The following is a 24,544-nucleotide window of genomic DNA, read 5'->3' as shown; positions in this document are numbered from 1 at the left end:
TCCTATCCCAAAAGTTCCTGCACAGTTTCCAGAAACGCCTGAAAAATCGGCACACTGACTGCAAGAATTGATAATTTCCCGATTAGTTCAATCTGCTTCCCAATGGTTTCCTGTCCTGCATCCCTGCAGAGATTGGAGGTGATCTCACACAAAAAAGATATGCCGATCAGTTTTAACAGAATCTGAAAATAGCTCTTTGGAATCCCGGAATAACTTCGTATGGTTTCAAAAACTTCCAGCACTTCCCGCATTTCATTCAGTGCATATCCGGCCAGAATCATGCCGGATACCAGCCCGATGGCCAGTCCGATTTCCGGACGGATGGATTTGATCTTCATTGCTGCCAGACTGGCGATGATCCCAAACAGTGCTGCCTGTATCACATACCCACCCCCATTTTCAAGAGATCGTAAAAAGCGTCTGTACACTTTCGAACAGATCATATATGTACGGAATCACCCATGACAGAACCAGGATCAGTCCCGCCAGCGTCAGCAGAAACGCCTGCTCCTCCCGTCCGGAATGTTTCAAAAGCTGAACCAGAATCGTTACAAGGATGCCCACCGCTGCAATTCGAAAAATGATATTTACGTCCATTCCTTCCTCCTTACACTAAAATGATCACGACAAGCAGCCCGAAGGAAAGTCCGAGAGACCGGTACATCCTGCAGTTTTTTATGACCTGATCCTTCATCTGAAAAATAACATCTTCAATCTGCTCAATCGCAAAATCAATGGTTTTTTCCTGCATTTCTTTATCCAGATATCCGATGGTCTCTCCCATGGACATAAGAATTTCCAGAAATTTCGGCTCAATGATCTGCGGTTTTAACTGTTCCTCCAATGCTTCCTTCCATACTGCAAAAAACGACTCCTCACGATAACTTTTCAGCCGTTTCGCTATCTGATTTAAAAACGGCCGGAATTCCGGCGCAGTCTTCTCTGCGATTACCGCGACAGCTTCCGGCAGCGGCGTAAATCCATACCGGATTTCTCCCTGAAGCAGATACAGCATCCGCTTCAGGGCAATCCCCTGTTCCAGTTTTTTTTGTTCCTTCCCTGCCTTTGAAAACCCAAAGCTGATGCCTGCCGTCACGACCAGCAAAATTCCTATGATCTTAAACATAAAGTTCCACCCCGTTTTCATCGAAAATTTTCTTTATCTTTCCCGGTTCTTCCCTGTGATCCAAAATCACATATCTCTGGAACATCTTCTTTTTCAGGGTCTCTTTCATATATGGATTCTTCATCAGGGATTCCCTGCTTCTTCCATGTGCTGTTGCCAGTATAGTACAGCCCCGGAAAGCACAAAAAAATAATGCATCCACATCTTCTCTGGTTCCCACCTCATCCACAGCAATGATCTCAGGCGCCATCGAGCGGATCAGCAGATTCATTCCTTCACTCTTGCTGCAGCCATCCAGAAGATCTGTACGAATCCCCAGATCATTTTGGGGAATTCCCTGATATGCTGCTCCAATTTCACTGCGCTCGTCCACAACTCCCACAGTCTGTCCTTTTTCAGAAACCGTGCGGATCAGATCCCTCAGCAGAGTCGTCTTTCCACATCCCGGAGGTGAGACGATCAGCGTTGGAAGGAGCCTTCCTTCCGACTGGCATTTCTGATACATTTCACCGGCGCACCCCTTGATCTGATGAGCAATCCGGATATTCAGACAGGAAATATGCTTCATTGTCTTTATTTTCCCATTTTCCATTACTGCTGATCCAGCCAGTCCGACCCGGTGGCCTCCCTGTATTGTAAGATAACCTTGTTTCATTTGTTCTTCATATGCATAGAGCGAATATCCGCTGATATATTCCATAGCCTGTCTCAGCTCTTCCTTTGTGAAAATCTGCGCACCTTCCCGTATCGTCGTCAGTCCCCGTCTTTCTGAAATAAAATATTCCTGATGTTCATACCGGATCAGAACCGGTTTCTGGACTCTCAGACGGATTTCCTGCATTTTTTCTATTTCCAGATGATATTTCGACAATATCCCTCTTATCGTAAGCGGCAGTATTTGAAAAACCTCTCGTCCTTCCTTCATAAGCCCTCCCATTCTCTGTATAATCAAATATATGGGAAAAGCCTTAAATTATGCTAAAAAAAAGAATCCCGGCCTCAGGATTCTTTTTCTTATTTCTTCTCTTTTCCATTCTTTTTTCTTCCGCTTTTCTGATAGAACGGAGCAATCTGATCAAAAGATCTTCTCAGTTCATATTGAAAATTTGTCTGTTTTACGTTATTCGTCTTCTGAGCTACAAACTGATCCAGTTTCTGCATATACTCGTTCTCAGAAACAGTTCCTTCCGCCACATAGGTAAGCCCCTTTTCCCAGCTGGCAGTGAGAGTCGGATTCAGCAGAGAACTGATAGAAGCATTTACCACATTTACGATCATTTCTCCGGTCAGAGTCGGTGTAACGATCTGAGTTTTTTTATTCAGGGCTATGTATTGATTGGTAATCAGTTTTTTAATGATCTCCGCCCGGGTGGCACTTGTTCCAATCCCGCTTCCTTTAATCTGTTCCCGCAGATCTTCATCTTCGATCAGCTGTCCGGCATTTTCCATGGCAAGAATCAGAGAGCCGGAATTATATCGTTTTGGCGGCGTCGTTGTTCCGTCCTTGATCTTATAATCATTGACCGGGAGTTTCATGCCTTTCCGGAGAGAGGCAATGGCATCCATCTGCTCTTTTGTCAGGGGTTCCTCTTTTTTCTGTCCCCCCGTCCCGGCAATCTTTAAATAACCTGGATCAGATAATACTTTAAATGTTGCTGTGAAAGACTCCCCTTTCGTCCTTGTTTCCAGACGTATCTTTGTATACACTGCCGGCGGCATGAAGATACTCAAAAATCTTCTGGCAATGACATCATAAACTTTCTGAGCGGTCACCGGAAGCCCCGCAAGACTTCCCACTGCCTGGCCCGTAGGAATAATAGCGTAATGGTCTGTGATTTTCTTATCATCCACATATTTTGTTTTTGCAAGTCCCTGATATTTCTTTTCTTCCAGTATGCCTGAGGCTGCCTCACTCAGCGGTCCATAGGACATCAGCCCTTTGATATTTTTGTATATTTCCCTGCTGACGGCTGTGGACAGCACTCTTGCATCTGTCCTTGGGTATGTTACCATCTTTTTCTCATACAGATCCTGTACGATCTTCAACGTCTCATCAGGACTTAATTTAAACATCTTAGAACACTGATTCTGCAGTTCCGCCAGGTTATAAAGCAGCGGCGGATTTTTCTTTTCTTTCTTCCTGGAAGAGGATTCCACAACAGTTTCTCTGTCAGTCCCTTCTTCCAGATAGTTTATAAAATCTTTTGCGTCTTTCTTCTCCAGAAATCCATTTTCCTTATATAGTTTTGGCGATTTCCAGTATTTTGACCCTTCTGCTGCCTTCCATTCTGCTTCTACCTCAAAGCCGCTGCAGTCAAAATGTCCCAGAATCCGGTAAAACGGTGTAGGAACAAAATTTCTGATCTCCCGTTCTCTTTTTACGATCATGCCAAGAACGCAGGTCATCACACGGCCGACCGCAACTACGACGCTGCGTTTCTGATTCAGATAGTTGGCAATGGTCCAGCCGTACTTTAGAGTCAGGACTCTGGAGAAATTAATTCCCATAAGGTAATCTTCCTTTGCCCTTAAATATGCCGCAGACGCCAGATTATCATATTCACTCAGATCTTTTGCCTCTTTTACTCCGCGGATAACTTCTTCTTTTGTCTGAGAATCAATCCAGACTCTTTTTTTCTTTTTCTGACTGCTTACATGAGCTTCCTGATCCACCAGCCGGTAAATATATTCTCCTTCCCGTCCTGAGTCAGTGCATACATAAATTGTATCAATATCCTCTCGATTCAGCAGAGAGGCAACGATATTATACTGCTTTTTCACACCGGGAATGACTTCATACTTAAATGTTTCCGGAATAAAAGGGATGGTTTCCAAATCCCATCTCTTTAGTGCCGGATCATACTCATCAGGATATGACATCGTCACCAGATGTCCGACACACCATGTGATCACGGCTTTTTCCCCTTCCATATATCCATCCCGGCTTTTTGCATTTATCTGGAGCGCGGCCGCAAATTCTCTTGCCACGCTTGGTTTTTCCGTAATAAATAATGATTTCAAACACTTACCTGCTTTCAATTTTATTTTTTGTATTGTACCATACCGTGAAAATTCATGATATACTAAACGAGAATAAAAATCAAGAAAGGAGATTTCTATGAGTACCGCAAAAGCAAATGAAGCAAGAGCAAAAACAATCATCAAGAATCTTGAAAAACGAAATATGGAAGGCGTATACTGCGCTTCAAAAGAAGACGCCCTGAAGCAGGCGTTATCTTATATTGAGAAAGGATCTTCCGTATCCTGGGGCGGATCCATGAGCATTGAGGAAATCGGTCTTATAGATGCCGTAAAAGCCGGAGATTATCAGGTTATCGACCGTTCCATTGCGAAAAACTACGATGAACAGAGAGAAATTTTCTCTAAAATTGTGCTGTCCGATTATTTCCTTATGAGTTCCAACGCAGTTACCTTAGACGGCGAACTGATCAATATTGATGGAACCGGCAACCGGGTAGGCCCTCTCTGTTACGGGCCAAAACATGTCATTATGATCGTCGGAATGAACAAGGTCGTAAGCAATGCAGAAGACGGAATTGCCAGAGTCCGCAATATTGCAACACCTCCAAACTGCATCCGGCTTGGCCTTGAGACTCCTTGTTCCATTACCGGACGATGCGCAGACTGCTACGGCGATACCTGTATCTGCAGCGATATCGTTGTAACAAGACGTCAGAGCGCTGCCATGCGGGGCAGGATCAAGGTTATCCTCGTTGGAGAATCTCTCGGATACTAATCTGCACCAACAGATGCAGGTTCCTTTTGAAGTCCTGGAAAGAGCAAAGACTCCTTTCGGGACTTCTTGCATTTTTATCACAATCATTGTAATATAATTGTAATTTCTACTATTTTTAAGCCTGTTTTATAACAATATTACTTTGGAGAAATACATGAAGAAAAATTTTGAAGAAACGGTCTATGAAATTGATGATCTGCCTTTTACAACACTGGCACCCTGCTGGCATGAGGATTTTACGATCGTCTATATTCTTTCCGGAACGCTGGTTTTTCATATCAATCATAAAACTTATCTTGCATCCTCTGGCGAGGGGTTCTTTCTGAACACAGGGCAGGTCTATTTTGCGGAAAAATACAAGTCTTATCCGTGCCGTTTTCTTATAATCCATATCAGCCAGAGTCTTCTTTATCCGGAAAATGATGATCAGATCTTCCAGAAATACATTCGGCCTGTGACCGGAAATCCTTCTTTTTGTCATCTTACTTTGATTCCCCGGATTCCATGGCAGAAATATATTCTGGAAAATGTAAAAAAAATGATGGAGACCTGCCGGACAATGCAGTATGGTTATGAATTTAAAATCCATCATTTTGTCAATGAGATTTTCTATTATATCCTTCAGAACCTGTCTGCCCTCCCTGAATTGTCCAGACAGCAGAAAAAGGATATTGCCCGGATCAAAACCGCAATGACATATCTGGAAGAAACCTATGCCCGGAAACATACACTCCTCGATATCGCTCAGTCATGCATGCTCAGCCGCAGTGAATGTTCCAGGCTTTTTCAGAGAATCCTCCACTGCAGTCCGGTTGACTGCCTGATCAAAGTCCGGATCCTTCACAGTCTTCCTTTGATCGCAGCCCACGAACTGTCTATGGCAGACATTGCCGCAAAAACCGGATTTTCAGGCGGCAGCTATTTTTCTGAAACGTTTAAAAAAGTCATGGGGATTTCCCCAAGAGATTATTACCGGAAAATCAAAAAAGGCCCTCAGCATCAGGGCTGATTTCCCTGTGCTTCGAGCCTTTTTGTCTTTTCTTCTCTACTGATTCTGATCCCACTCACGAAACGCGATAAATTTTGTCTTCCAAAGCAGTGCCAGTGCCGGCGTCAGTGCCCACAGCATCTTTCCTGTGGTATTCAGCACTTCGAAATGAAAAACTCCTGCAAAATCCAGGATCAGAACAATACCAAACAGAAGAATCACTCCGTATGCTATTGAATAGGAAAAATATACTTCCTGTCCGATCCTGCTGCTGAAATAGAATCGATCCGCAGTCAGGGAAATCATTGATACCGCCGCAAGAATTACCTGAAGAAGTTCCCGGTTTCCCATCTGAAAATAAATGTAGATTGCTGCCGCAAAAATCAGAATCTGAATATACCATAACACTTTTTCCTGTTTTTCATATGTTCCCATCGCACATTCTTCCTTTTCTTTCGTTTAATAATGGATAAATACCGGATCACCGATCTTTGTCAGATTGTATACGGATTCTGCGTCTGAAAGAGTCAGGTTCACACAGCCATGAGATCCGGCTGTCTTGTAATAGGTGGTAGACCACCTGTTCCAGTCATTCCGGCTGCTGTAATGGTAGCCTGTTCCTGTCCACATGATCCTGGTCCAGTATTTGGTCGGAACTTCATAATCTTCTCCAACCAGAGTCTTTGTCAGCTTTTTCTCTTTGACGTCATAGACGCCGGTTCTTGTAATACGATCCGGCTCATCTTTTCCGGTAATGCACTTGCAGCTGAATACCTGCTTTCCATCTTTGTAGATAAAAACCTGCTGGGCAGACAGATCTACTTCGCTGTAATTCTTTGTATCCCAGTCATTCTGAAGATTATCAAAGTCCATGCGGTATCCTTCGTGGCTGTATACCGGTTTTAAAGATGTTTTAAGTGCTTTGGCGCTGGCATTTGTCGGATTTTCCATATAAGCTTCTGCGGCTTTCTCATCAGGAGCTTTCTTAAGTTCCGCCATAACCTGGTTTACAATTTTATCATAATCCAGACGCCAGCCATAATCTCCGCCGCTGACCTGGATGGTTCTGCCGTCATGAGTCTTAAAGTTTCTTGCGATTCCCTGTGTTTTATACTTCAGACAGAAAGCTTCGATCCAGTCTTCTACCTTAGACTGACTGATCTTGACGGTTTTATTCTTCGTATCAACCGTGATACAGTCTTTTAATGTGTCCGGCGTCAGAGTTTCTGTCACTCCATCTCCCAGCTTCCACTGAATCCAGTGGAGAAGATACTGATTATAAGTTTTCTGCATTTCTTTGAGCTTATCATCATTTTCTCTGAGAGAAGGCTCCTGATACACGCCAGGAAAGGCTTTTGAATCGGTAAGATCCATCTCTGTATCCAGTTCTTCCACGCTGCCGGCAATGGCCTGCACCAGTTTGTCCTGATCCAGTTTGTTGCCCTCTGCTTCTTTTTTCAATACTCCATACTTTTTCTCAGGTGAGTATACGATCGTTGCATTTTTCGGTTCCGTAATCTTATATCCGTTTTTTCCTGTAACCATATCTGCTTTTGCCACTGCGTCCGCGATTTTGTCTTTGGAATAAGAAATCAGCTGATCCGCATCATCATCTTCTCTTCCAAAGAGAGATGACAGCACACTGCTCTCATGCTGCTTTTCATATACTTTCCGGATTTCATCTTCTCCGACCAGAGTAAGACCGATATCCTTTCCTGATATCTTCATTGTCCCATTATTCCGTCCTTTTATTGTTAATTCATAAGAATTGACCTGATCTTCAATCTTATCAATAGATTCCTCATATGTCATGCCGGATACATCAACCTGATCGATCCTGCTTCCCGGATACCACCGTCCAGAATAATGGACATGAACTCCTGCTGCTATGGCAATCGCTGCTATCGCAATCCCTCCGGCAATCATATACCCCTGCTTCCTATTAATTTTCATCATTATCCTCCATATAGATTCCATTCTCTCATAAAAAGCTTGTCATTTTCTGTCGAATACTATTCTATCGTAATTTCCTCTATATTGCAATTAATAAATCAGACGATCAATTCATTTCCCTGTCCATATATTCTATGGAAAAATGTTTATTTGAAATCTGTAAGCAGATCAGGTCTTCGTACGCATTAGCCCCATGTTCGGCAATACATCCTTCCTCATACCATATCACGGTTCCCGGACCATAGTATTCATCATTGGAACGAATCTGCCCGGACAGCACATAAAATCCATGGGCTGCCGGATGCCTGTGGCGTTCGGTCGTAAATCCTGCAGGATAACGGTTCATGACAATGGACATCCCCATATCAGGATCCTCCACCAGTCTTTTTTGTCCAAACATTTTTCCTGTTGTACTTGTTGGCCGGCAGAACCAGTCCATTCGTTTCACATCCACAACTTTTTGTTCTTTCATTGCGTCACATCTCCTTTAATGAATTAATTTTTACCTTTTCATTTTCATCCATGGCAATATACGCAGCTCCCATCATGCTCTCATTCCCCGGGTTAATAGAACCTTCTATCCTGGCAGCTGCCGGAAAACCAGCATTGGACTTTGCCACCTCTTCCTGTACCAGATCCAGCAGTTCCGGAAACAGCCTGACAGTTCGTCCGCCCAGAACGATTTTTTCAGGATTATTCCATACAATCATATCTTCAACTAACAATGCTGCAATTTCTGCTGTCTTTTGAAGAAGTGTCTCCGCCCAGCTTTCTTTTCTTTCATAAGCCTGTGCAAGCTGGAATAATGACGCGCAAAAATGTCCAGATTCCTCCGCCTGCTTTAGAATGGAAGCCTCCGTCAGATAAGCTGCCGCACATCCCTGTTTTCCGCAGGTACACTTTCTTCCATGAAATATAACCGTCTTATGCCCAATCTCCCCGCAGATTCCGTCTGCTCCATTTATGATGTTTCCATCCTGGATCCATGCAGCACCGACTTCCTGACTCAGACTTAGAAATCCAATGGATTTTTCTTTCCTTCCGCCGCAGTGATATTCCTCAATTACAGAAGCTTTGATGTCCCTCGCCATATAACATGGAATTCCGATCATTTCAGACAATGGCACTGCAAATGCCGTATTTTCCCATCCAAACAGATCTGAATATCGGATCATCCCTGTTTTTACATCTATGATTCCAGGGAAGCTGATTCCCACAGCTTCCACTTTTTTAAAAAAAGCTGGCTGCTGTGTTTCCACTTCTTTGATATGTTGTGCCACTGTCTCAATCAGCCGTCTGCTGTTTTGTGGTACTTCTTCTTCCCATTTCTTCTGAAATATCATTTTTTCTCCATAATCTGCAATGATACATCCGATAAAATCCTGTCTTATCAGAATTCCAAGGCTATAAAAGGCGTCCGGATTCTTCTTTAGCCAGACTGCTTTTCTCCCTACTCCTGCCGATTCTGCTTTCTGGATTTCATGAATCAGTCCAAGTTCCATCAAATCCCCACAGATCCGGCTCATACTCGTTGGGCTCATCCGAAGTTCTCTCGCCAGAGAAGCTCTTGATACATATTCTTCATCCTTTACCTGCTCCATAACAGCTCTTCTATTTTCAATTTTCATTTCCATCTGACTTTGCTGCTTTTTATTTCCCATATTAATTTCTCCACTGGTGTTATTAATTATAATATAAATCCTCTTTCATTTATTGTCAATCTTTTTTATCCAGAAGAGAAGGAGGCCTTTTACGGCCTCCCTCCTATTCTTTCTATTCATATAATGGATATTTATCTGTCAGTTCTTTTACCATAGCCGCTGCTTCATCCAGCTTCTGATCCAGAAGAGTAAGACGGATGGCTTTTGCGATCACTTTCATATCGTCTTCTTTCAATCCTCTTGTCGTTACTGCAGGAGTTCCAAGACGGAGTCCTGAAGTTACAAACGGAGATTTCGGATCATTCGGCACTGTGTTCTTATTACATGTAATATGCACAGAATCCAGAACCTTCTCTGCTTCTTTTCCTGTCAGATCATATTTTTTTAAGTCCACAAGCATTAAATGGTTATCTGTACCGCCGGATACAATATCGAATCCTTCTTCGATCAGCGCATTGGCCAGAGTATCGGCGTTCTTGACTACCTGCTTCATATACTCTTTGTACTCATCAGACAAAGCTTCTTTAAAACAAACCGCTTTGGCAGCAATAACATGCATCAGAGGTCCGCCCTGGATTCCAGGGAAAATTGCTTTGTTAAAGTTGTATTTTTCATTGACTTCGTTGCTGCTTAAGATCATGCCGCCGCGAGGTCCTCTTAAAGTCTTATGTGTCGTTGTTGTTGTCACATGAGCATACGGAATCGGGCTCTGATGAAGTCCTGCTGCAACCAGACCGGCGATATGAGCCATATCTACCATAAGCACAGCTCCTACTTTATCTGCAATCTCACGAAAACGCTTAAAGTCAATGGCTCTTGCATATGCGCTGGCTCCGGCAATGATCATCTTTGGCATGCATTCCAGGGCAATTCTTTCTACTTCATCATAATCAATAAAGCCTTCATCATTAACTCCGTAAGGAACACAGTGATAGTTCTTCCCTGACATATTGACTGGGCTTCCATGGGTCAGATGTCCGCCGTGATCCAGACTCATTCCCATATAAGTGTCTCCCAGGTTCATAACGGCAAAGAAGACTGCCATATTTGCCTGTGCTCCGGAATGCGGCTGTACATTAACATATTCACAGCCAAACAGTTTTTTAGCCCTTTCTCTGGCAAGATTCTCAACCACATCTACATACTCGCATCCGCCGTAATAACGCTTTCCAGGATATCCTTCCGCATACTTATTGGTCAGATGGCTTCCCATGGCTGCCATAACTGCTTTGGAAACCAGATTTTCAGAAGCGATCAGCTCCAGATTGCTTCTCTGTCTGGTCATCTCATCTTCCATTGCCTGGGCAATTTCGCTGTCATAATTTTTCACTTCGCTAAAATCAAACATCGTGTTCTCCTTTCTTTGCAGATTCCTATTCCTGGAACTGCTCTTTGAGGGCTTCAACAGCCCGTTCTACTCGGCTTTCCTTGATCAGGACTGTAATCTTGATCTCAGATGTATATATCATCTTAATATTGATTCCTTTGTTGTACAGCGCCTCGAACATTCTGGAGGCTGCTCCGGAATTTGACATCATGCCGGCTCCTACAATTGATACGATCCCGACTTTTGTGTCACACATGATTTCTTCATAGTCATCTTCTGCAAAGGCTTTCTTTAATGTCTCCACTGCCTTGTCCGCATCCTCCTGAGCAACGACAAAAGAAATATCTTTCTCCGGTCCCCGCCCGATGGACTGAAGAATCAGTTCCACGTTGATCTTCTCATCTGCAATTGATCCAAAAATCTTAGCCGCGATTCCCGGCTGATGTTTTAAACCTTTGATTACGATCAGCGCTACATCAGAGTTGGACTGTACGCCGCTGAATAACATTTTCTCCATAATTAACTCTCCTCTCCGCTTTTGGATATTTCGATTCCCAGTTCATCCAGCTGAATCTCATCAACCGTACCAGGCGCCTGTGTCATAAGGCAGGACGCGTCTTTTACTTTCGGAAAGGCGATGACATCACGGATGCTGTCTTCTCCTGTCAGCCACATAACCAGTCGATCCAGTCCATATGCAAGTCCTGCATGAGGCGGAACGCCGAATTTAAAGGCATCCAGAAGGAATCCGAAACGTTCATAAGCATCTTCTTTTGTAAATCCGAGAACTTCAAACATCTTTTCCTGAATATCATTCTGATGAATACGGATGGATCCTCCTCCAAGCTCCGTACCATTCAGAACAATATCATATGCTTTCGCGCGAACTTTTCCCGGATCTGTATCAATAAATTCCAGATCTTCTTCAAACGGCATCGTAAACGGATGATGCATGGCAGTGTAACGATTCTGTTCTTCGCTCCATTCAAGAAGAGGGAAGTCTGTTACCCATAAGAAATTAAACAATGACTCATCAATCATATCATACTGTTTTGCAATATGAATTCTTAAATTGCCTAAAACATCAAAGACAACTTTATCCTGATCCGCTGCAAATAACAGCAGATCTCCAGGCTGTCCATCCATAGCCTTGATCAGAGCTTCCATCTCATCTTCTTTCATAAACTTGGCAAAAGAAGATTTTACCGTACCGTCTGTCTTCAGCTGGATATATGCAAGTCCTTTGGCTCCAAAATCCTTGGCATAACTTACAAATCCGTCAATTTTCTTTCTTCCCAGATCTCCCAGACCTTTGGCATTGATTCCTCTTACGCTTCCGCCATGTTCCAAAGCTCCTTTAAATACCATAAAATCGCATCCGGAAACAGTGTCTGATACATTGACCAGCTCCATGCCGAAACGTGTATCCGGCTTATCGGATCCAAAACGATCCATGGCTTCCTGATAAGTCAGTCTCTGCATCGGAAGCGGAATGTCCACATCCAGGACTTCCTTAAATACTTTCTGCATCAGACGCTCGTTGATATCGATCACATCATCCACATCTACAAAAGAAAGCTCCATATCCGCCTGTGTAAATTCCGGCTGACGATCCGCTCTCAGGTCTTCATCACGAAAACATTTGGCGATCTGATAATAACGGTCAAATCCGGAACACATTAAAAGCTGTTTGTAAAGCTGCGGAGACTGAGGCAGACCATAAAAACTTCCAGGATGCACACGGCTTGGCACAAGGTAATCTCTTGCTCCCTCCGGCGTGCTCTTTCCAAGAATCGGGGTCTCAATCTCAATAAAGCCTTCATCAGACAGGAAATTGCGGATGATCCTTGTTACATGATCCCTGATCCTTAAATTTCTCTGCAGATTCGGCCGGCGCAGATCCAGATAACGATATTTGAGACGAAGTTCATCTTTTACCGTCTGATCCGCATCAATCGGAAATGGAGGAGTATCAGATTCTGAAAGTACCCTTAATGTATGTACTTTAATCTCAATATCTCCTGTTTTCAGATTTTCATTGACCGCTGCGCTTCGTTTCTGAACGGTTCCTACAGCAGCGATGACATATTCACTTCTCAATCCGTTTGCCTTCTCATAATCTTCTGAAGATAAAGACTCTTCATCAAATACCAGCTGCAGCAAACCGGATCGGTCCCGTAAATCTATAAATATAAGACTTCCTAAGTTTCTTCTTTTTTGTACCCATCCCATAACGGTAACTTCTTCCCCTGTCATCTGGCTGGAAACTTCCGTACATCGATGAGTTCTGGCTAAACCTGACATTGATTCTGCCATGATATTTCCTCCTTCATACGTAACTGTGAGTTATTATAGCATAAAAACTTTTCCAGTAAAAGCAAAAAAAGCGGACAAAACCGCTTCTCTGCATGATCTTTTCATAAAACGGGAGATGAATGTCATCTCCCGCTTCTGTTATTTACCCATCCTGTCTTACCAGAATCTGCTCAATTTCTGCTGCGTACAGTACATGATAATCCTTTTCCGGATACCATTCCCCGTCCAGTTCGCGGCCTGCTTCTGTAAAGCCTGCCGGATCCATCGGCTGAGCATACAGTTTTTTGCAGATCAAAACGATCTTTGCTTCCTCAAAATAAGGAATTCCATTTGCGTCTGTCGATGTCAGACGTGTTTTGGAAATCTTATCCTCATCTCTTCCGGAAACACTTCCAAGATAAGACAGATCTTTCTTAAATGTATCGTCATAAAAAGATAATGTAAAGGAATCTGTCTGATCTATAAACTCTTTGGTGTAACGCTGAGGTCTTAAAACCGTAACCGCTACATTTTTGCCCCACATAACTCCGAATCCGCCCCAGGACGCAGTCATGGTATTTACTTTTCCCTCTTTATTCTTCGCAGTTACCAGCATCCACTCTTTTCCAATCAGACGAAATACGCTTTCGTCAAAATCTTCCGGCGCTACAATTGCGTATTCACTCATTTTACTCTTCCTCCTTCTTAAACTTAAGCTGTTATTTTATAAATAATCTTTTACAGCATCCAGAGAAACATTGATCTCTTCGCCTGTTTCCATATTTTTTAAGCGGCCTTTATTCTCTGCCAGTTCGTTATCTCCAATGATGATCGTATTCTTCGCGTGAATCTTGTTGGCATACTTCATCTGAGCTTTTACACTTCTTCCCAGATAATCTGTCTCTACCACAAAACCTTCTGCCCGAAGATTTGTCACGATCTTATACGCTTTTGATCTCGCCTCTTTTCCAAGGATTCCTACATACAAATCGATGTCACGGCCGCATGGGAGATCGATACCTTCTTCCTCAAGGAAATAAAGGATTCTCTCAATTCCCATTCCAAAACCTACAGACGGCATGGATACTTTTCCATCAATTTCATGAACCAGATTATCATAACGGCCGCCGCCGCACAGTGTAAATCCATCCTTATCTACAAATTCAAACACTGTCTTTGTATAGTAATCCAGTCCGCGGACAATCTCTGTGTCTACCTCATATGGAATTTCCAGGGCTTCCAGAAGTCCTTTTAATGTCTCAAAATGCTCTCGGCAGTCATCGTCCAGATAATCAATCGTTCTCGGAGCATCTTTTACAATCTCTTTGCACTCCGGCACCTTGCAGTCGATCACGCGCAGAGGATTCTTCTGCATCCTCTCACGACAGGTCGGACAAAGCTGCTCTTCATGTTTTCTCAGATAAGAAAGCAGCGCTTCATTATAATCTTTCCTGCAGTTTTCACATCCAATGCTGTTGATATGAAGCTTCACATCTTTTAATCCGATTTTCTTAATAAAAGAAGAAACCAGAGTAATCAGCTCAACTTCGGCAAGGGGACTTTCCGCTCCCACAAACTCAATGCCGAACTGGTGATGCTGTCTCAATCTTCCGCTCTGAGGCTTCTCATATCGAAATGCAGGAGTTACATAAAATAATTTGACTGGCTGCGGATCATTCTGCATTCCATGTTCCAGGTATGCGCGGATTGCTCCTGCAGTTCCTTCCGGTTTCAGCGAAATGCTCCTGTTTCCTTTATCTAAAAATGTATACATTTCTTTCTGAACTACGTCTGTCGTCTCTCCGACACCACGCTGAAACAGTTCTGTATGTTCAAATACCGGCGTGATAATTTCGTGAATATTGCATGAAGCACATAACTCTCTGAATATTCCTTCCAGATATGTGCGCTGTTCCACCTCTTTTCCAAACCAGTCTTTTGTTCCTCTTGGTGCCTTTGTAATCATGTTATTTCCTCCTCAAATTCTTCAATCGTGGCTTTCTCGATCACATTTTTCATACTCCCTGAAAAAGCGACCCTCTGAAATGCCAGAAAGACTTTCATATCAAAGTTTTTTACGTCATCAAGAATGACATCCAGCGCGGTTTCCACATCAAACGCTTCCCGGTAATCCCGGTTGGAGATCAGCGCTCCAAACACGTCACATACGTGCATGATCCTCGCTGCCAGAGGGATTTCCTTTCCTCTCAGATTGTGGGGATATCCGGTGCCGTCGTAATGTTCATGATGATACAGCACCGCATCCAGCACAGTCTGATTATAATCATAATCCAGCAGAATCGCATAACCGATGGCAGGATGCATCCTCATATACCTTGTTTCATCTACAGCCAGTATTTCTTCTTCTTTTTCATTCATATAAAAATTCAAACGGACTTTTCCGATATCATGCAAAAAACCCGCAACCGCAAGATCATAACAGGTCTTATCATCTAATTCAAGTTCCTGCCCAACCAGATAAGCCAGGTTGCTTACGACAATCCCATGGCTGATCGTTTCTTCCAGGCCTGCCTGTATCGGCGTCTCTATATCTTTTCTTCCGTAGCTGATTGCCATAATTTCTCCTATTTCCCGTTCATCTTTACTTCTTTTCTATGAATCATCTCATCTACGCGTGCAGTATACTGAAGCACATCTTTCAGATTTTCGACTCTGGATATGGAATGTCTGCTCTGATCCATGATCTTTGATGACGTTCCTGCGCCAACTGCTATAATATCATGTAATTCTTCCATAATCAAAATATTATAGAGACATTCTTTTGATTTTTTTGCAAAACCGACATTTTCAAGATTCCCCGGAATATTTTTCTGCCGGTACAGATAATACGGCTCAAGCCCCATCTGCAGAGCGCATTTTCCCGCATATGCCACCATCTCAGGGGTTGCTCCATAATGATGAAAATGTTCTTTCACCTGATTCAGTCTGGAAGAACGTTTTACAGCCAGAGAATGCACCGTAAGGCTGTCTGGTCCCATCTCCCGGACTGCCCGGTAAGTCTGCTCCAGTTCTTTCATGCCTTCTTCCGGAAGACCGCAGATCGTATCCATATTAATATTTTGAAATCCGGCTTTTCTTGCCAGATCATATGTCTCTCTCACATCATCCGCTGTATGATTTCTTCCGATTCTTCGAAGAGTCGCATCATTCATCGTCTGAGGATTAATGCTGATCCTGGTGACTCCGTATTGAGACAGTATTTTTAATTTCTCCCAGCTGAGACTGTCCGGCCGTCCGGCTTCCACAGTCACTTCCATTAGATCTTTAATCGAAAAACACTGGTCTATAATCTCCAGCAGCCGTTCCAGATCTTTCTCCTCAAGTGATGTCGGCGTTCCTCCTCCAATATACAGAGTCTGAGGCTTCTGCCCTTTGTAGTGTTCCTTTACAAACAAAATTTCCTTCTCCAGCGCATCCAGATATGCTTTGACATGCTCCTGATATGCCCGGATCGGATAGGACGCAAAAGAACAATACAGACATGTACTTGGACAAAATGGGATTCCAACATACAGGCTGTATCCTTCTTCATACGGAAACCTGGATAAAAGTTCCTGTTCCGTCTTTACTACTTTTGTACATAAGGCGGCTTTTTCTTCCGAAGCCAGATAATCTTTCTGAAAATCCCGGATGATCTGCTCCTGAGTCTTACCCTTTGCAAATCCATCAAAAACAATCTTGGTCGGACGGATCCCTGTCAGAGTCCCCCAGGGAAGTTCTTTTCCCAGGGCCTTCGAAAAGAGCTGATACACAGCCCGTTTTACAGGATTCTTCCATACTTTTTTATTTCTGTAATCTCCGGTCAAAATCTTTTCACCGCAAACGGATCCTTCCTGATACAGCGTCATGCGCATCTGTTCTTCTTCGTAAAAAACATCCAGTACAAAGTCATAGATAGAATCAACATGATCTGTCAATTCTATCTTTTCTCCTATCAAAAATGCCAATATTAAACTGCGTATATCGTATTCATATACCGTATCGTTCTGAATTAATCCAACCATATTTATAACAAGAACGGATTGCTCCGGATCTCTTCTCCAATCGTTGTCGGCGGGGTATGTCCTGAAAATACCCTGGTCTCAGGCGGCAGCACAAAAAGTTTTGATCGTATTGCCAGCAGAAGCGCATTCAGATCTCCTGTTGGGAAATCTGTTCTTCCAATGCTCCTCTGGAACAGCGTATCGCCGGAAATCAGCCACCCATAAGCTGAAAAATAATAGCAGACACCGCCCTTTGTATGTCCCGGAACATGAATACATGTCACCTTCTCCCCAAGCAGTTCAATCTCCTCTCCATCTTTTACGATACGGTTTGCCTTGAGAGAAATGGTAAGCCCGACCATGGTAGACAGATTTAACTGAGGATCCAGCAAAACATCCTGTTCATCCTCATGAAGATAAACCGGAAGTTTATCATTAACTTCCATCAGATATGGAAGTCCCATAATATGATCAAAATGAGCATGCGTCAGACAGACAGCTGTCAGACGGACTCCTTCCTTCTTTAAAGTCTCCATGATCTTCTCTCCCTGATCTCCCGGATCAAAGACAACGGCTTCTTTTGTACTGCGGTTGATTACGATATAACAATTGGTCTGCATCTGCCCAAGGGCAATGCAGTGCAATTCTAAAGGTTTTTCCATAATTTTCACCTATCCTGCTGTTCTTTCTATGTCTATCACTCCCTCAACGCTGCGGATCTTTGAAATGATCCGGTTCAGCTGGCTTACGCCGGTAATATCAAAAGACATGCTGAGGGTTGCCCTGCCTTTCTTATTATTTGATACGTTGATCGTAATAATGTCGATATCCAGTTCCAGAAAAATCTTAGACACATCTGCCAGCAGTCCTTTCCGGTTATCGGCATAAATATTGATCTCAGTGGTATAGGTCTGATTTGTCTCTTCCTCGCTTACCTGCCATTCGGCCTCAATCAGGCGGGACCGGTCAAGTTCTGACATGTTCAGCACATTGGCGCAATCCGTCCTGTGAATGGAAATTCCCCTTCCTCTGGTAATAAAACCAACGATCTCATCTCCCGGCACCGGATTGCAGCATTTTGAAAAGCGGACAGATACGTCATTAACTCCCTGAACGACAATTCCGCCTTTGGACTTCTCCACTGTGCCCTTATCGACAGAAGGCTCTCCCTGTGTCTTCGCCAGAATCTGTTCATCGGTAATTTCCTTTTTCTGACGCTTACGGTCTTCTGAAAGCATCTTATTGATAACCTGGCCTTCTTTCAGGCCTCCGTGCCCGACTGCGGCACAGACAGAATCCCAGTCTTTAAATCCGTATTTTAACTCAACCTTCTTAATATACTCCGGTTTCATAAGTTTTGGAAGGTTGATGCTTTTACTCTTACAGTATTTCTCAAGGAGTTCTTTCCCCTTGACGATATTCTCTTCCTTAAACTGGTGTTTGAACCACTGATTGATCTTGCTCCTTGCCTGTGTTGTTTTGACAAGATTCAGCCAGTCTCTGCTCGGACCCTTTGAATTCTGTGAAGTAATGATCTCCACACGGTCTCCATTCTGCAGTTTATATTCAAATGGAACCTGTTTTCCATTGACTCTGGCTCCTACCATCTTATTGCCGACTGCACTGTGGATGGAATAAGCAAAATCGATCGGCGTTGATCCGTTGGCCAGATTCTTCACATCTCCATTCGGCGTAAAACAGTATACCTGCTCCGCAAACAAATCCAGATTTGTTTTCAGGAGACTCAGGAATTCCTTATTATCATCCATGTCTCTCTGCCATTCCAGGATTTCACGAAGCCAGCTCAGTTTCTCCTCTTCTTTGTTCAGTCCGGGAGTATTATTGTTTTCTTTGTATTTCCAGTGAGCGGCAATTCCATATTCCGCTACACGGTGCATCTCAAACGTCCGGATCTGTATCTCAAACGGATGTCCTTCCGGGCCGATCAGCGTCGTATGGAGAGACTGATACATATTCTGCTTTGGCATCGCAATATAGTCTTTAAAACGTCCCGGGATCGGTTTATACATCTCATGAATGATTCCAAGAGCCGCATAACAGTCTTTTACCGTATCGACTTTGATCCTGACAGCGAAAAGATCATAAATCTGATCAATGGTTTTATTCTGATTGACCATCTTTTTATAAATGCTGAAAAGATGCTTGACTCTCCCGTCAATCTCTGCCTTGATCCCTGCCCGCTTGATATGTCCTCCGACTTCTTCCACAATTTCCTTGATAAAGGCTTCTCTCTCTTCTTTTCTGGAATTCAGCGAATGTTCCAGTTCTTCGTATACATCCGGCTTCAGATATTTTAAAGAAAGATCATCCAGTTCCACTTTGATCTTGGAAATTCCAAGACGGTGGGCGATCGGAGCATAGATATCCATTGTCTCTCTGGATTTTTCTTTCTGCTTTTCCGGACGCATGAACTGCATGGTCCTCATATTATGAAGACGGTCTGCCAGTTTGATCAAAATCACACGGATATCTTTTGCCATGGCAAGAAACATCTTTCTGAGATTTTCTGCCTGAACCTCAATCTTATCTTTTGAATAACTCAGCTGTCCCAGTTTGGTAACACCGTCCACCAGAGAAGCGACTTCTTCTCCAAACTGTTCGACAATATCATCGTGTGTTACTTCTGTGTCTTCTACTACATCATGGAGCAGTCCTGCCATAATTGTTTCTTTATCCAGTTCCAGTTCTGCAAGAATAATGGCAACACAAATAGGATGGATGATATACGGTTCTCCCGACTTTCTCTTTTGTCCATCGTGAGCCTTGTAAGCTACATCATAAGCTTTCTTCACACATTCAATGTCATCTTTATTGTATATCTTTTCCATCGTATCCAGCAGCTGCTGCTTTAATTCTTCCGGAGGCGTAAAGCTCGCCGGCTTGCTGATATCCTTCTTTACACGGTTGATCGGTTTTTTCTTTTCCTGTTCCATGAGTACCTCTTTGTCTTCTTAGTTCTTCTTTAACTTGGATTCACAGTAAATGCAGCGGTAAATCTGTTTCTCCCTGTCTACTAACTTGAACACATGATCTATCTCCTGCTCAACGGATGTAATGCATCTCGGATTCCTGCACTTGGCAATGTTGGTGAGCATCTGCGGCAGTTCCACCTTATGTTTGGATTTTACTCCTCCGTTCTCGATCACACAGACGGTTACATCCGGATCAATATATCCAAGAACATCGAAGTTTACCTCAAAATTATCCGAAATCTTAATGATATCCTTCTTTCCCATCTTACTGCTCTTTACATTTTTTATGATCGCGACACTGCAGTCTAACTTGTCAAGCCCAAGGCTGTTATATATTTCCATTCCTCTTCCTGCTGTAATATGATCCAGCACGATTCCATTCTTGATACTATCAATCTTCATCTGCGCTTACCCCCAGCAAATCCATAATCAACGCCATCCTGACATGTTTTCCGTTCAGTGCCTGCCTGAAATAGCATGCCCTCGGATCCTGATCCACTTTAACAGAAATCTCATTGACACGCGGCAGCGGATGAAGGATGGACAGGTCTTCTTTTGCATTTTTAAGCTTATCCATATCCAGTATGTAGCTGTCTTTGAGACGCACATAATCCGCCTCATTAAAAAACCGCTCTCTCTGAACTCTGGTCATATATATGATATCCAGTTCCGGCATAACTTCTTCCATCTTTTCAACTTCCCGGAACGGAATGCCTTTTCGCTCAAAAACATCCTTCTTCAGATATTCCGGGATCTGAAGTTCTTCCGGAGAAATCATAATATAATTGATATCATCATATCTGGATAATGCTTTGATCAGAGAATGAACGGTACGTCCAAACTTCAGATCCCCGCAAAAACCAATCGTAAAATGATCCAGCCGTCCTTTTTCCCTTCGAATCGTTAAAAGATCCGTCAGCGTCTGAGTCGGATGGTTATGTCCTCCATCTCCGGCATTGATGATCGGAATATCGACAAATTGCGACGCGACATACGGCGCTCCTTCCTTCGGATGACGCATTGCGATGATATCCGCGTAACAGGCAACTGTTCTTGCTGTATCCGCAATGCTCTCTCCCTTCGCGGCGGAAGAAGAATCAGCGGAAGAAAAACCAAGCACGCTGCCTCCTAACTCGAGCATCGCGGCTTCAAAACTCAGCCTGGTCCTTGTACTTGGCTCAAAAAATAAAGTTGCCAGTTTCTTGTAGCGGCACACCTCCCGATATTTCTCAGGATGTTTGGAAATATCATCCGCCAGGTTCAGCAGCCGGTCGATATCCTCCACGCTCAGATCCATGGGATCAATCAAATGTCTCATCGTAATTTCCTCCTAAATCATACATTACTCCCATTTGGTATAATTTCATTCTACATTTTTAGACTCTTAGTGTCAATTCATTTACTTACTATTTTATGCTCCTGCCGAAACCTCAAAAATCCTTTTTCCAGCATAAATGCAGGGCGGTATGACATTTTTGCCTTTCTAAGTCCCTCTTCTCCCATATCTTCTTCCCGGTTTACATAAGTAAATCCTTCCATTTCATGGAGAACAAACTGCTGATTGATCATCGGGTAGGCACCCTGTATATCCGGAAACGCCTTCTCGATATGAACAACAAATGTGTCCGGATTTACCGCCGGCTCCCCTAATGACAAGCCTACGATCTTCCCGTCTGCCCTTAGGATCCCTCCTGCAAGCCCAAGTTCCTTATAGTAAATCAGACTGTTTTTGGATACGCATATTTCCTCATGCTTTTCCAGGTCTTCCGGAGTACAGTTCTGCATCTTCCACTCCATCAGCATCGTCAGTGCTTCCAGCTGATTTTCATCTGTCAGTTTTTCATAAGACCATTCATGGTTTTCTTTAAACCGGTTGATGTGATTTCTTTTTCCATGAAGCTTTTTGCCGCGGAGAGTGGCAAGCTGCTCCCGTTCATAGATATAATCCGCTGCATCCCTGTCATACTCCACCTGGAAAATGTCTCCGAACATTTCCTTCATCTGTTCTTCCGTCTCATGGGTGATCCCATTCATGACAAATGGAATGCCCTGCTCTTCGCAGTATTTCATGATCTCCTCTACTGCTTTTTTCTTGTCTCCTTTCCCCATTGGAAAAGAAAAAGATTCCCCTTCTTCATCGGTCCGCATAACAAGAGTGTCACAGACAACTGCATACTGACAGTCATAAAACTGATTCCATAAAATAATGTTCGCTGTACTAAAATCACAGCTTCTTGTTGATTCTTCCTCAAAAAACGAGTCAATAAATTCTTTGTCTCCCAACGTTGGTGTCTTAAACTCCATGATATACTCCTTGCTGATATTTTCTGCTTTGTTCTTCTATTTATGATATGCCTGATGATGAATGATCCGGTAGGCCCGGTAAATCTGCTCCAGAAGCACCGCTGCCGTCAGAGACGAATCCATCGTAAAAGAAGAAATCCGAAATACTTCCATATCTTCTTCCGGCTGTTCCCCAATAAAAAAATCAATCGATGACGCTCCGCGGACAGAAAGATTCTCTATCTCTCTGGCAAATTCAGGGCTCGTCATTGTTTTTTTCCCACATGCAACAAAAAACTTCTTTCTGCTTCCGGCCGCCTTCTTCTGCATCTGTTTTTCATTCTTGAGATAAGTGACAGAAACCGACGCATAAGCCCCCAGGCGTTTTAGATACTCTTCCATCGCCTTACGGTAAAGTGGATCAGCCTTCTTCTGCTGTACATACACTTGTATTCTCATCATACTTCTTACTCATCCTTCAAAAAATTCTTCAGCTGATCATCTGTCTTCAAAGCCTCTTCGTACTCTTCATTTACTTTTTCGATCAGCTCTTTGTTTTCTTTGCGCCCCAGACTTTCCTGTTTGGCCGTCCTGACTGCCTCCGTATCATGATCCTCATTGTTATAGATCAGAAACGAATCTCCTTTTTTTGCCAGATAATACGGTGTCATCCCCGGCGCCGGAGTCTTGATTCCTTTTATTTTCAGCTGATAAGAAACGTATACTATATAATCCCCGGAATCCTGTACGCTCTCCACCCGGTACGAAAGATCCTGATATTCCTCAATATACTGTTCCAGGCTGTCCTGCTGTTTTTCCAGTTCCTGGTAATCCTCTACCATCGTTTTTAATTTTTCTCTGTCATCTCTCTGAATGGCTTTATAATAATCAGCCATAAACTTTCTGACATCCGCGTATTCCGCAGGTTCTTCTGAAATCTGCTCTGTGGACTGATCCTTAAAGATCTTTTCATTTGCAGCCCGGGCTTCTTTCATCTGTTCCAGCTGATAAAAAGCCGCAAAACATACCCCAAAAAATAAGATCCAGCTCATTACCAGAATCATAATCGTTGATTTTTTTAATTTCAAATACACTCCTCCAGTTCCATTATACTGATATTATCCCAGATTTCATTATATTATACCCCATACCGGATAGCCCGTCCAGTCCGAAGCGGGAATCCTTCTGATTTCAGAAAAAGCCCCTGACAACTGTCCCCGCCGGTTGCTTTCCTCTCTCCTTTATTGTAAAATCAATGAAACGAAAAATACAGAAGGAGCCTCCTTTTATGAAAATACAGATCATTTGTGTCGGAAAATTAAAAGAAACTTATTTGAAAGAACTGATTGCACGTTACGCAAAACAGATCCGGAAAAAATACGATTTTGAGATCATTGAACTTCCTGATGAAAAAACACCGGACAATGCCAGTCAGAAAGAAGAAGATAAAATCAAAAAAACAGAAGGAACCCGTATTCTGTCACGAATTCCTTCTGATAGTTTTGTAATTCCTTTGTGCATCGAAGGCACCCCGTTTTCCACCGAAGAATTTATGGAAACATGGAATCAGCTGAAACAGGACTCCATCTCCTGCGTTTCCTTTATCATCGGCGGATCTCTCGGACTGTCTCCTGACGTTGTCGCCAAAGGCCGAATCAAATTAAGTTTTGGAAATCTGACATTTCCACATCAGCTTATGCGGCTGATCCTCACGGAACAGCTAAGCCGTCTCTAATGCATCTTCAAACATCCGGTACAAATCCGGGTGTTCTTTTTTTACATTCAGCGGCTTCAGATCCTTGCTTACCATTCCATGTCCGGTCTTTCCAGTGGCGATCACTTCCCCATCTCTTGTAACTTCATAAGAAAATTCCAGTCTGACCGGTGTAAGTTTTGTAAGTTTCGCATGGATTTCCAGCTCATCTTCATACAGCGCAGCTGTTTTATATCTGCATTCCAGAAAAGTAAGAGGCAGGATAATCCCCATTTCTTCGACTTCTGTATAGGAGATGCCGGCAGCTTTGATGAATTCCGTTCTTGCTACTTCAAACCAGACCGGGTAGCAGCTGTGATGGGCGATTCCCATCTGATCCGTTTCCGCATATCTTACTACAATCTTTGAAATATGTTCCATAATCATTCCTCCTGCCCCATATT

General features: G+C 43.2%; 27 protein-coding genes. 3 read left to right on the top strand and 24 right to left on the bottom strand.

From position 1 onward, the window contains the following. Positions 1–2: 2 nt before the first annotated feature. The 5 genes from JMF81_RS01885 to JMF81_RS01865 all read right to left on the bottom strand — a co-directional run bounded on the left by JMF81_RS01885 (position 3) and on the right by JMF81_RS01865 (position 4,147). Complete coding sequence (locus tag JMF81_RS01885) at positions 3–383, bottom strand: SpoIIIAC/SpoIIIAD family protein (protein ID WP_201309769.1); 381 nt, start codon at positions 381–383, stop codon at positions 3–5. A gap of 16 nt (positions 384–399) precedes the next feature. Next, on the bottom strand, positions 400–597 hold the full coding sequence (spoIIIAC, locus tag JMF81_RS01880; RefSeq protein WP_201309768.1) for a stage III sporulation protein AC: 198 nt from the start codon (positions 595–597) through the stop codon (positions 400–402). A 10-nt stretch (positions 598–607) separates the two neighbouring features. Next, the gene (locus JMF81_RS01875) at positions 608–1,126 is read right to left on the bottom strand and encodes a stage III sporulation protein AB (RefSeq protein WP_201309767.1); all 519 of its coding nucleotides are present in this window, start codon (positions 1,124–1,126) and stop codon (positions 608–610) included. Next, positions 1,119–2,051 carry a stage III sporulation protein AA gene (spoIIIAA, locus tag JMF81_RS01870; RefSeq protein ID WP_201309766.1) on the bottom strand — a complete coding sequence of 311 codons (933 nt, stop codon included), beginning with the start codon at positions 2,049–2,051 and terminating at the stop codon, positions 1,119–1,121. The genes JMF81_RS01875 and spoIIIAA overlap by 8 nt, the downstream gene beginning before the upstream one ends. A gap of 89 nt (positions 2,052–2,140) precedes the next feature. Next, a complete protein-coding gene (locus tag JMF81_RS01865; protein WP_243282512.1) occupies positions 2,141–4,147 on the bottom strand; it encodes a DNA topoisomerase in 2,007 nt (668 codons plus the stop codon). 97 nt (positions 4,148–4,244) lie between these two features. On the opposite strand from JMF81_RS01865, the gene JMF81_RS01860 reads away from it, so the two are divergent. Both JMF81_RS01860 and JMF81_RS01855 read left to right on the top strand, forming a co-directional pair. Next, entirely contained in the window at positions 4,245–4,883 is a 639-nt protein-coding gene (locus JMF81_RS01860) for a lactate utilization protein (RefSeq protein WP_201309764.1), read from the top strand. A 154-nt stretch (positions 4,884–5,037) separates the two neighbouring features. Further along, positions 5,038–5,892: an AraC family transcriptional regulator gene (locus tag JMF81_RS01855; protein ID WP_201309763.1), complete on the top strand. Its 855-nt coding sequence runs from the start codon at positions 5,038–5,040 to the stop codon at positions 5,890–5,892. A 36-nt stretch (positions 5,893–5,928) separates the two neighbouring features. Here JMF81_RS01855 and JMF81_RS01850 read toward each other — a convergent pair whose 3' ends face one another. The 18 genes from JMF81_RS01850 to JMF81_RS01765 form a co-directional block, all read right to left on the bottom strand. After that, on the bottom strand, positions 5,929–6,306 hold the full coding sequence (locus JMF81_RS01850) for a hypothetical protein (protein ID WP_201309762.1): 378 nt from the start codon (positions 6,304–6,306) through the stop codon (positions 5,929–5,931). 24 nt (positions 6,307–6,330) lie between these two features. After that, complete coding sequence (locus JMF81_RS01845) at positions 6,331–7,827, bottom strand: L,D-transpeptidase (protein ID WP_243282511.1); 1,497 nt, start codon at positions 7,825–7,827, stop codon at positions 6,331–6,333. Between the two features lie 103 nt (positions 7,828–7,930). Further along, on the bottom strand, positions 7,931–8,296 hold the full coding sequence (locus JMF81_RS01840) for a cupin domain-containing protein (RefSeq protein ID WP_201309761.1): 366 nt from the start codon (positions 8,294–8,296) through the stop codon (positions 7,931–7,933). A 4-nt stretch (positions 8,297–8,300) separates the two neighbouring features. Continuing rightward, the gene (locus tag JMF81_RS01835) at positions 8,301–9,485 is read right to left on the bottom strand and encodes an ROK family transcriptional regulator (RefSeq protein WP_201309760.1); all 1,185 of its coding nucleotides are present in this window, start codon (positions 9,483–9,485) and stop codon (positions 8,301–8,303) included. 112 nt (positions 9,486–9,597) lie between these two features. Continuing rightward, positions 9,598–10,833, bottom strand: coding sequence for a serine hydroxymethyltransferase (gene glyA, locus JMF81_RS01830; RefSeq protein ID WP_201309759.1), 1,236 nt, complete (start codon positions 10,831–10,833; stop codon positions 9,598–9,600). A gap of 25 nt (positions 10,834–10,858) precedes the next feature. Beyond that, entirely contained in the window at positions 10,859–11,329 is a 471-nt protein-coding gene (locus tag JMF81_RS01825) for an ACT domain-containing protein (RefSeq protein ID WP_201309758.1), read from the bottom strand. Between the two features lie 2 nt (positions 11,330–11,331). Beyond that, positions 11,332–13,128 carry an aspartate--tRNA ligase gene (aspS, locus tag JMF81_RS01820; protein WP_201309757.1) on the bottom strand — a complete coding sequence of 599 codons (1,797 nt, stop codon included), beginning with the start codon at positions 13,126–13,128 and terminating at the stop codon, positions 11,332–11,334. A 142-nt stretch (positions 13,129–13,270) separates the two neighbouring features. Next, positions 13,271–13,795 (bottom strand): flavin reductase family protein, encoded by a 525-nt coding sequence (locus tag JMF81_RS01815; RefSeq protein ID WP_201309756.1) that lies wholly within the window; start codon positions 13,793–13,795, stop codon positions 13,271–13,273. A gap of 36 nt (positions 13,796–13,831) precedes the next feature. Continuing rightward, positions 13,832–15,073, bottom strand: coding sequence for a histidine--tRNA ligase (gene hisS, locus JMF81_RS01810; protein WP_201309755.1), 1,242 nt, complete (start codon positions 15,071–15,073; stop codon positions 13,832–13,834). Further along, the gene (locus tag JMF81_RS01805; RefSeq protein ID WP_201309754.1) at positions 15,070–15,684 is read right to left on the bottom strand and encodes an HD-GYP domain-containing protein; all 615 of its coding nucleotides are present in this window, start codon (positions 15,682–15,684) and stop codon (positions 15,070–15,072) included. Before JMF81_RS01805 ends, hisS begins: the two co-directional genes overlap by 4 nt. 8 nt (positions 15,685–15,692) lie before the next feature. Then, entirely contained in the window at positions 15,693–17,045 is a 1,353-nt protein-coding gene (gene hemZ, locus JMF81_RS01800) for a coproporphyrinogen dehydrogenase HemZ (RefSeq protein WP_243282510.1), read from the bottom strand. An 89-nt stretch (positions 17,046–17,134) separates the two neighbouring features. After that, positions 17,135–17,773 (bottom strand): MBL fold metallo-hydrolase, encoded by a 639-nt coding sequence (locus JMF81_RS01795; RefSeq protein WP_201309752.1) that lies wholly within the window; start codon positions 17,771–17,773, stop codon positions 17,135–17,137. A 9-nt stretch (positions 17,774–17,782) separates the two neighbouring features. Beyond that, complete coding sequence (locus JMF81_RS01790) at positions 17,783–20,065, bottom strand: RelA/SpoT family protein (protein ID WP_201309751.1); 2,283 nt, start codon at positions 20,063–20,065, stop codon at positions 17,783–17,785. Between the two features lie 18 nt (positions 20,066–20,083). Continuing rightward, positions 20,084–20,506: an aspartate carbamoyltransferase regulatory subunit gene (locus JMF81_RS01785; protein WP_201309750.1), complete on the bottom strand. Its 423-nt coding sequence runs from the start codon at positions 20,504–20,506 to the stop codon at positions 20,084–20,086. Next, positions 20,496–21,422, bottom strand: a complete 927-nt coding sequence (pyrB, locus tag JMF81_RS01780) for an aspartate carbamoyltransferase (protein WP_201309749.1) — start codon at positions 21,420–21,422, stop codon at positions 20,496–20,498. The genes JMF81_RS01785 and pyrB overlap by 11 nt, the downstream gene beginning before the upstream one ends. A 77-nt stretch (positions 21,423–21,499) precedes the next feature. Next, the gene (locus JMF81_RS01775) at positions 21,500–22,408 is read right to left on the bottom strand and encodes a DUF2156 domain-containing protein (protein WP_201309748.1); all 909 of its coding nucleotides are present in this window, start codon (positions 22,406–22,408) and stop codon (positions 21,500–21,502) included. 36 nt (positions 22,409–22,444) lie between these two features. Further along, on the bottom strand, positions 22,445–22,849 hold the full coding sequence (locus JMF81_RS01770) for a 23S rRNA (pseudouridine(1915)-N(3))-methyltransferase RlmH (RefSeq protein WP_201309747.1): 405 nt from the start codon (positions 22,847–22,849) through the stop codon (positions 22,445–22,447). 5 nt (positions 22,850–22,854) lie between these two features. Further along, a complete protein-coding gene (locus tag JMF81_RS01765) occupies positions 22,855–23,475 on the bottom strand; it encodes a CHASE3 domain-containing protein (protein ID WP_201309746.1) in 621 nt (206 codons plus the stop codon). 200 nt (positions 23,476–23,675) lie between these two features. Here JMF81_RS01765 and rlmH point away from each other — a divergent pair, with 200 nt between their 5' ends. Beyond that, positions 23,676–24,122 carry a 23S rRNA (pseudouridine(1915)-N(3))-methyltransferase RlmH gene (gene rlmH / locus JMF81_RS01760; protein WP_201309745.1) on the top strand — a complete coding sequence of 149 codons (447 nt, stop codon included), beginning with the start codon at positions 23,676–23,678 and terminating at the stop codon, positions 24,120–24,122. Here the strand turns inward: rlmH and JMF81_RS01755 are convergent. Further along, positions 24,108–24,521 (bottom strand): acyl-CoA thioesterase, encoded by a 414-nt coding sequence (locus JMF81_RS01755; protein WP_201309744.1) that lies wholly within the window; start codon positions 24,519–24,521, stop codon positions 24,108–24,110. The two genes, rlmH and JMF81_RS01755, sit on opposite strands and share 15 nt — an antisense overlap. Between the last annotated feature and the right edge of the window lie 23 nt (positions 24,522–24,544).

It is taken from the genome of Anaerostipes butyraticus (assembly GCF_016586355.1).
GTDB classification, from domain to species: Bacteria; Bacillota; Clostridia; order Lachnospirales; family Lachnospiraceae; genus Anaerostipes; species Anaerostipes butyraticus.
The sequence above is the reverse complement of the archived record's forward strand: the minus strand, read 5'-3'. Positions and strand labels throughout refer to the sequence as shown.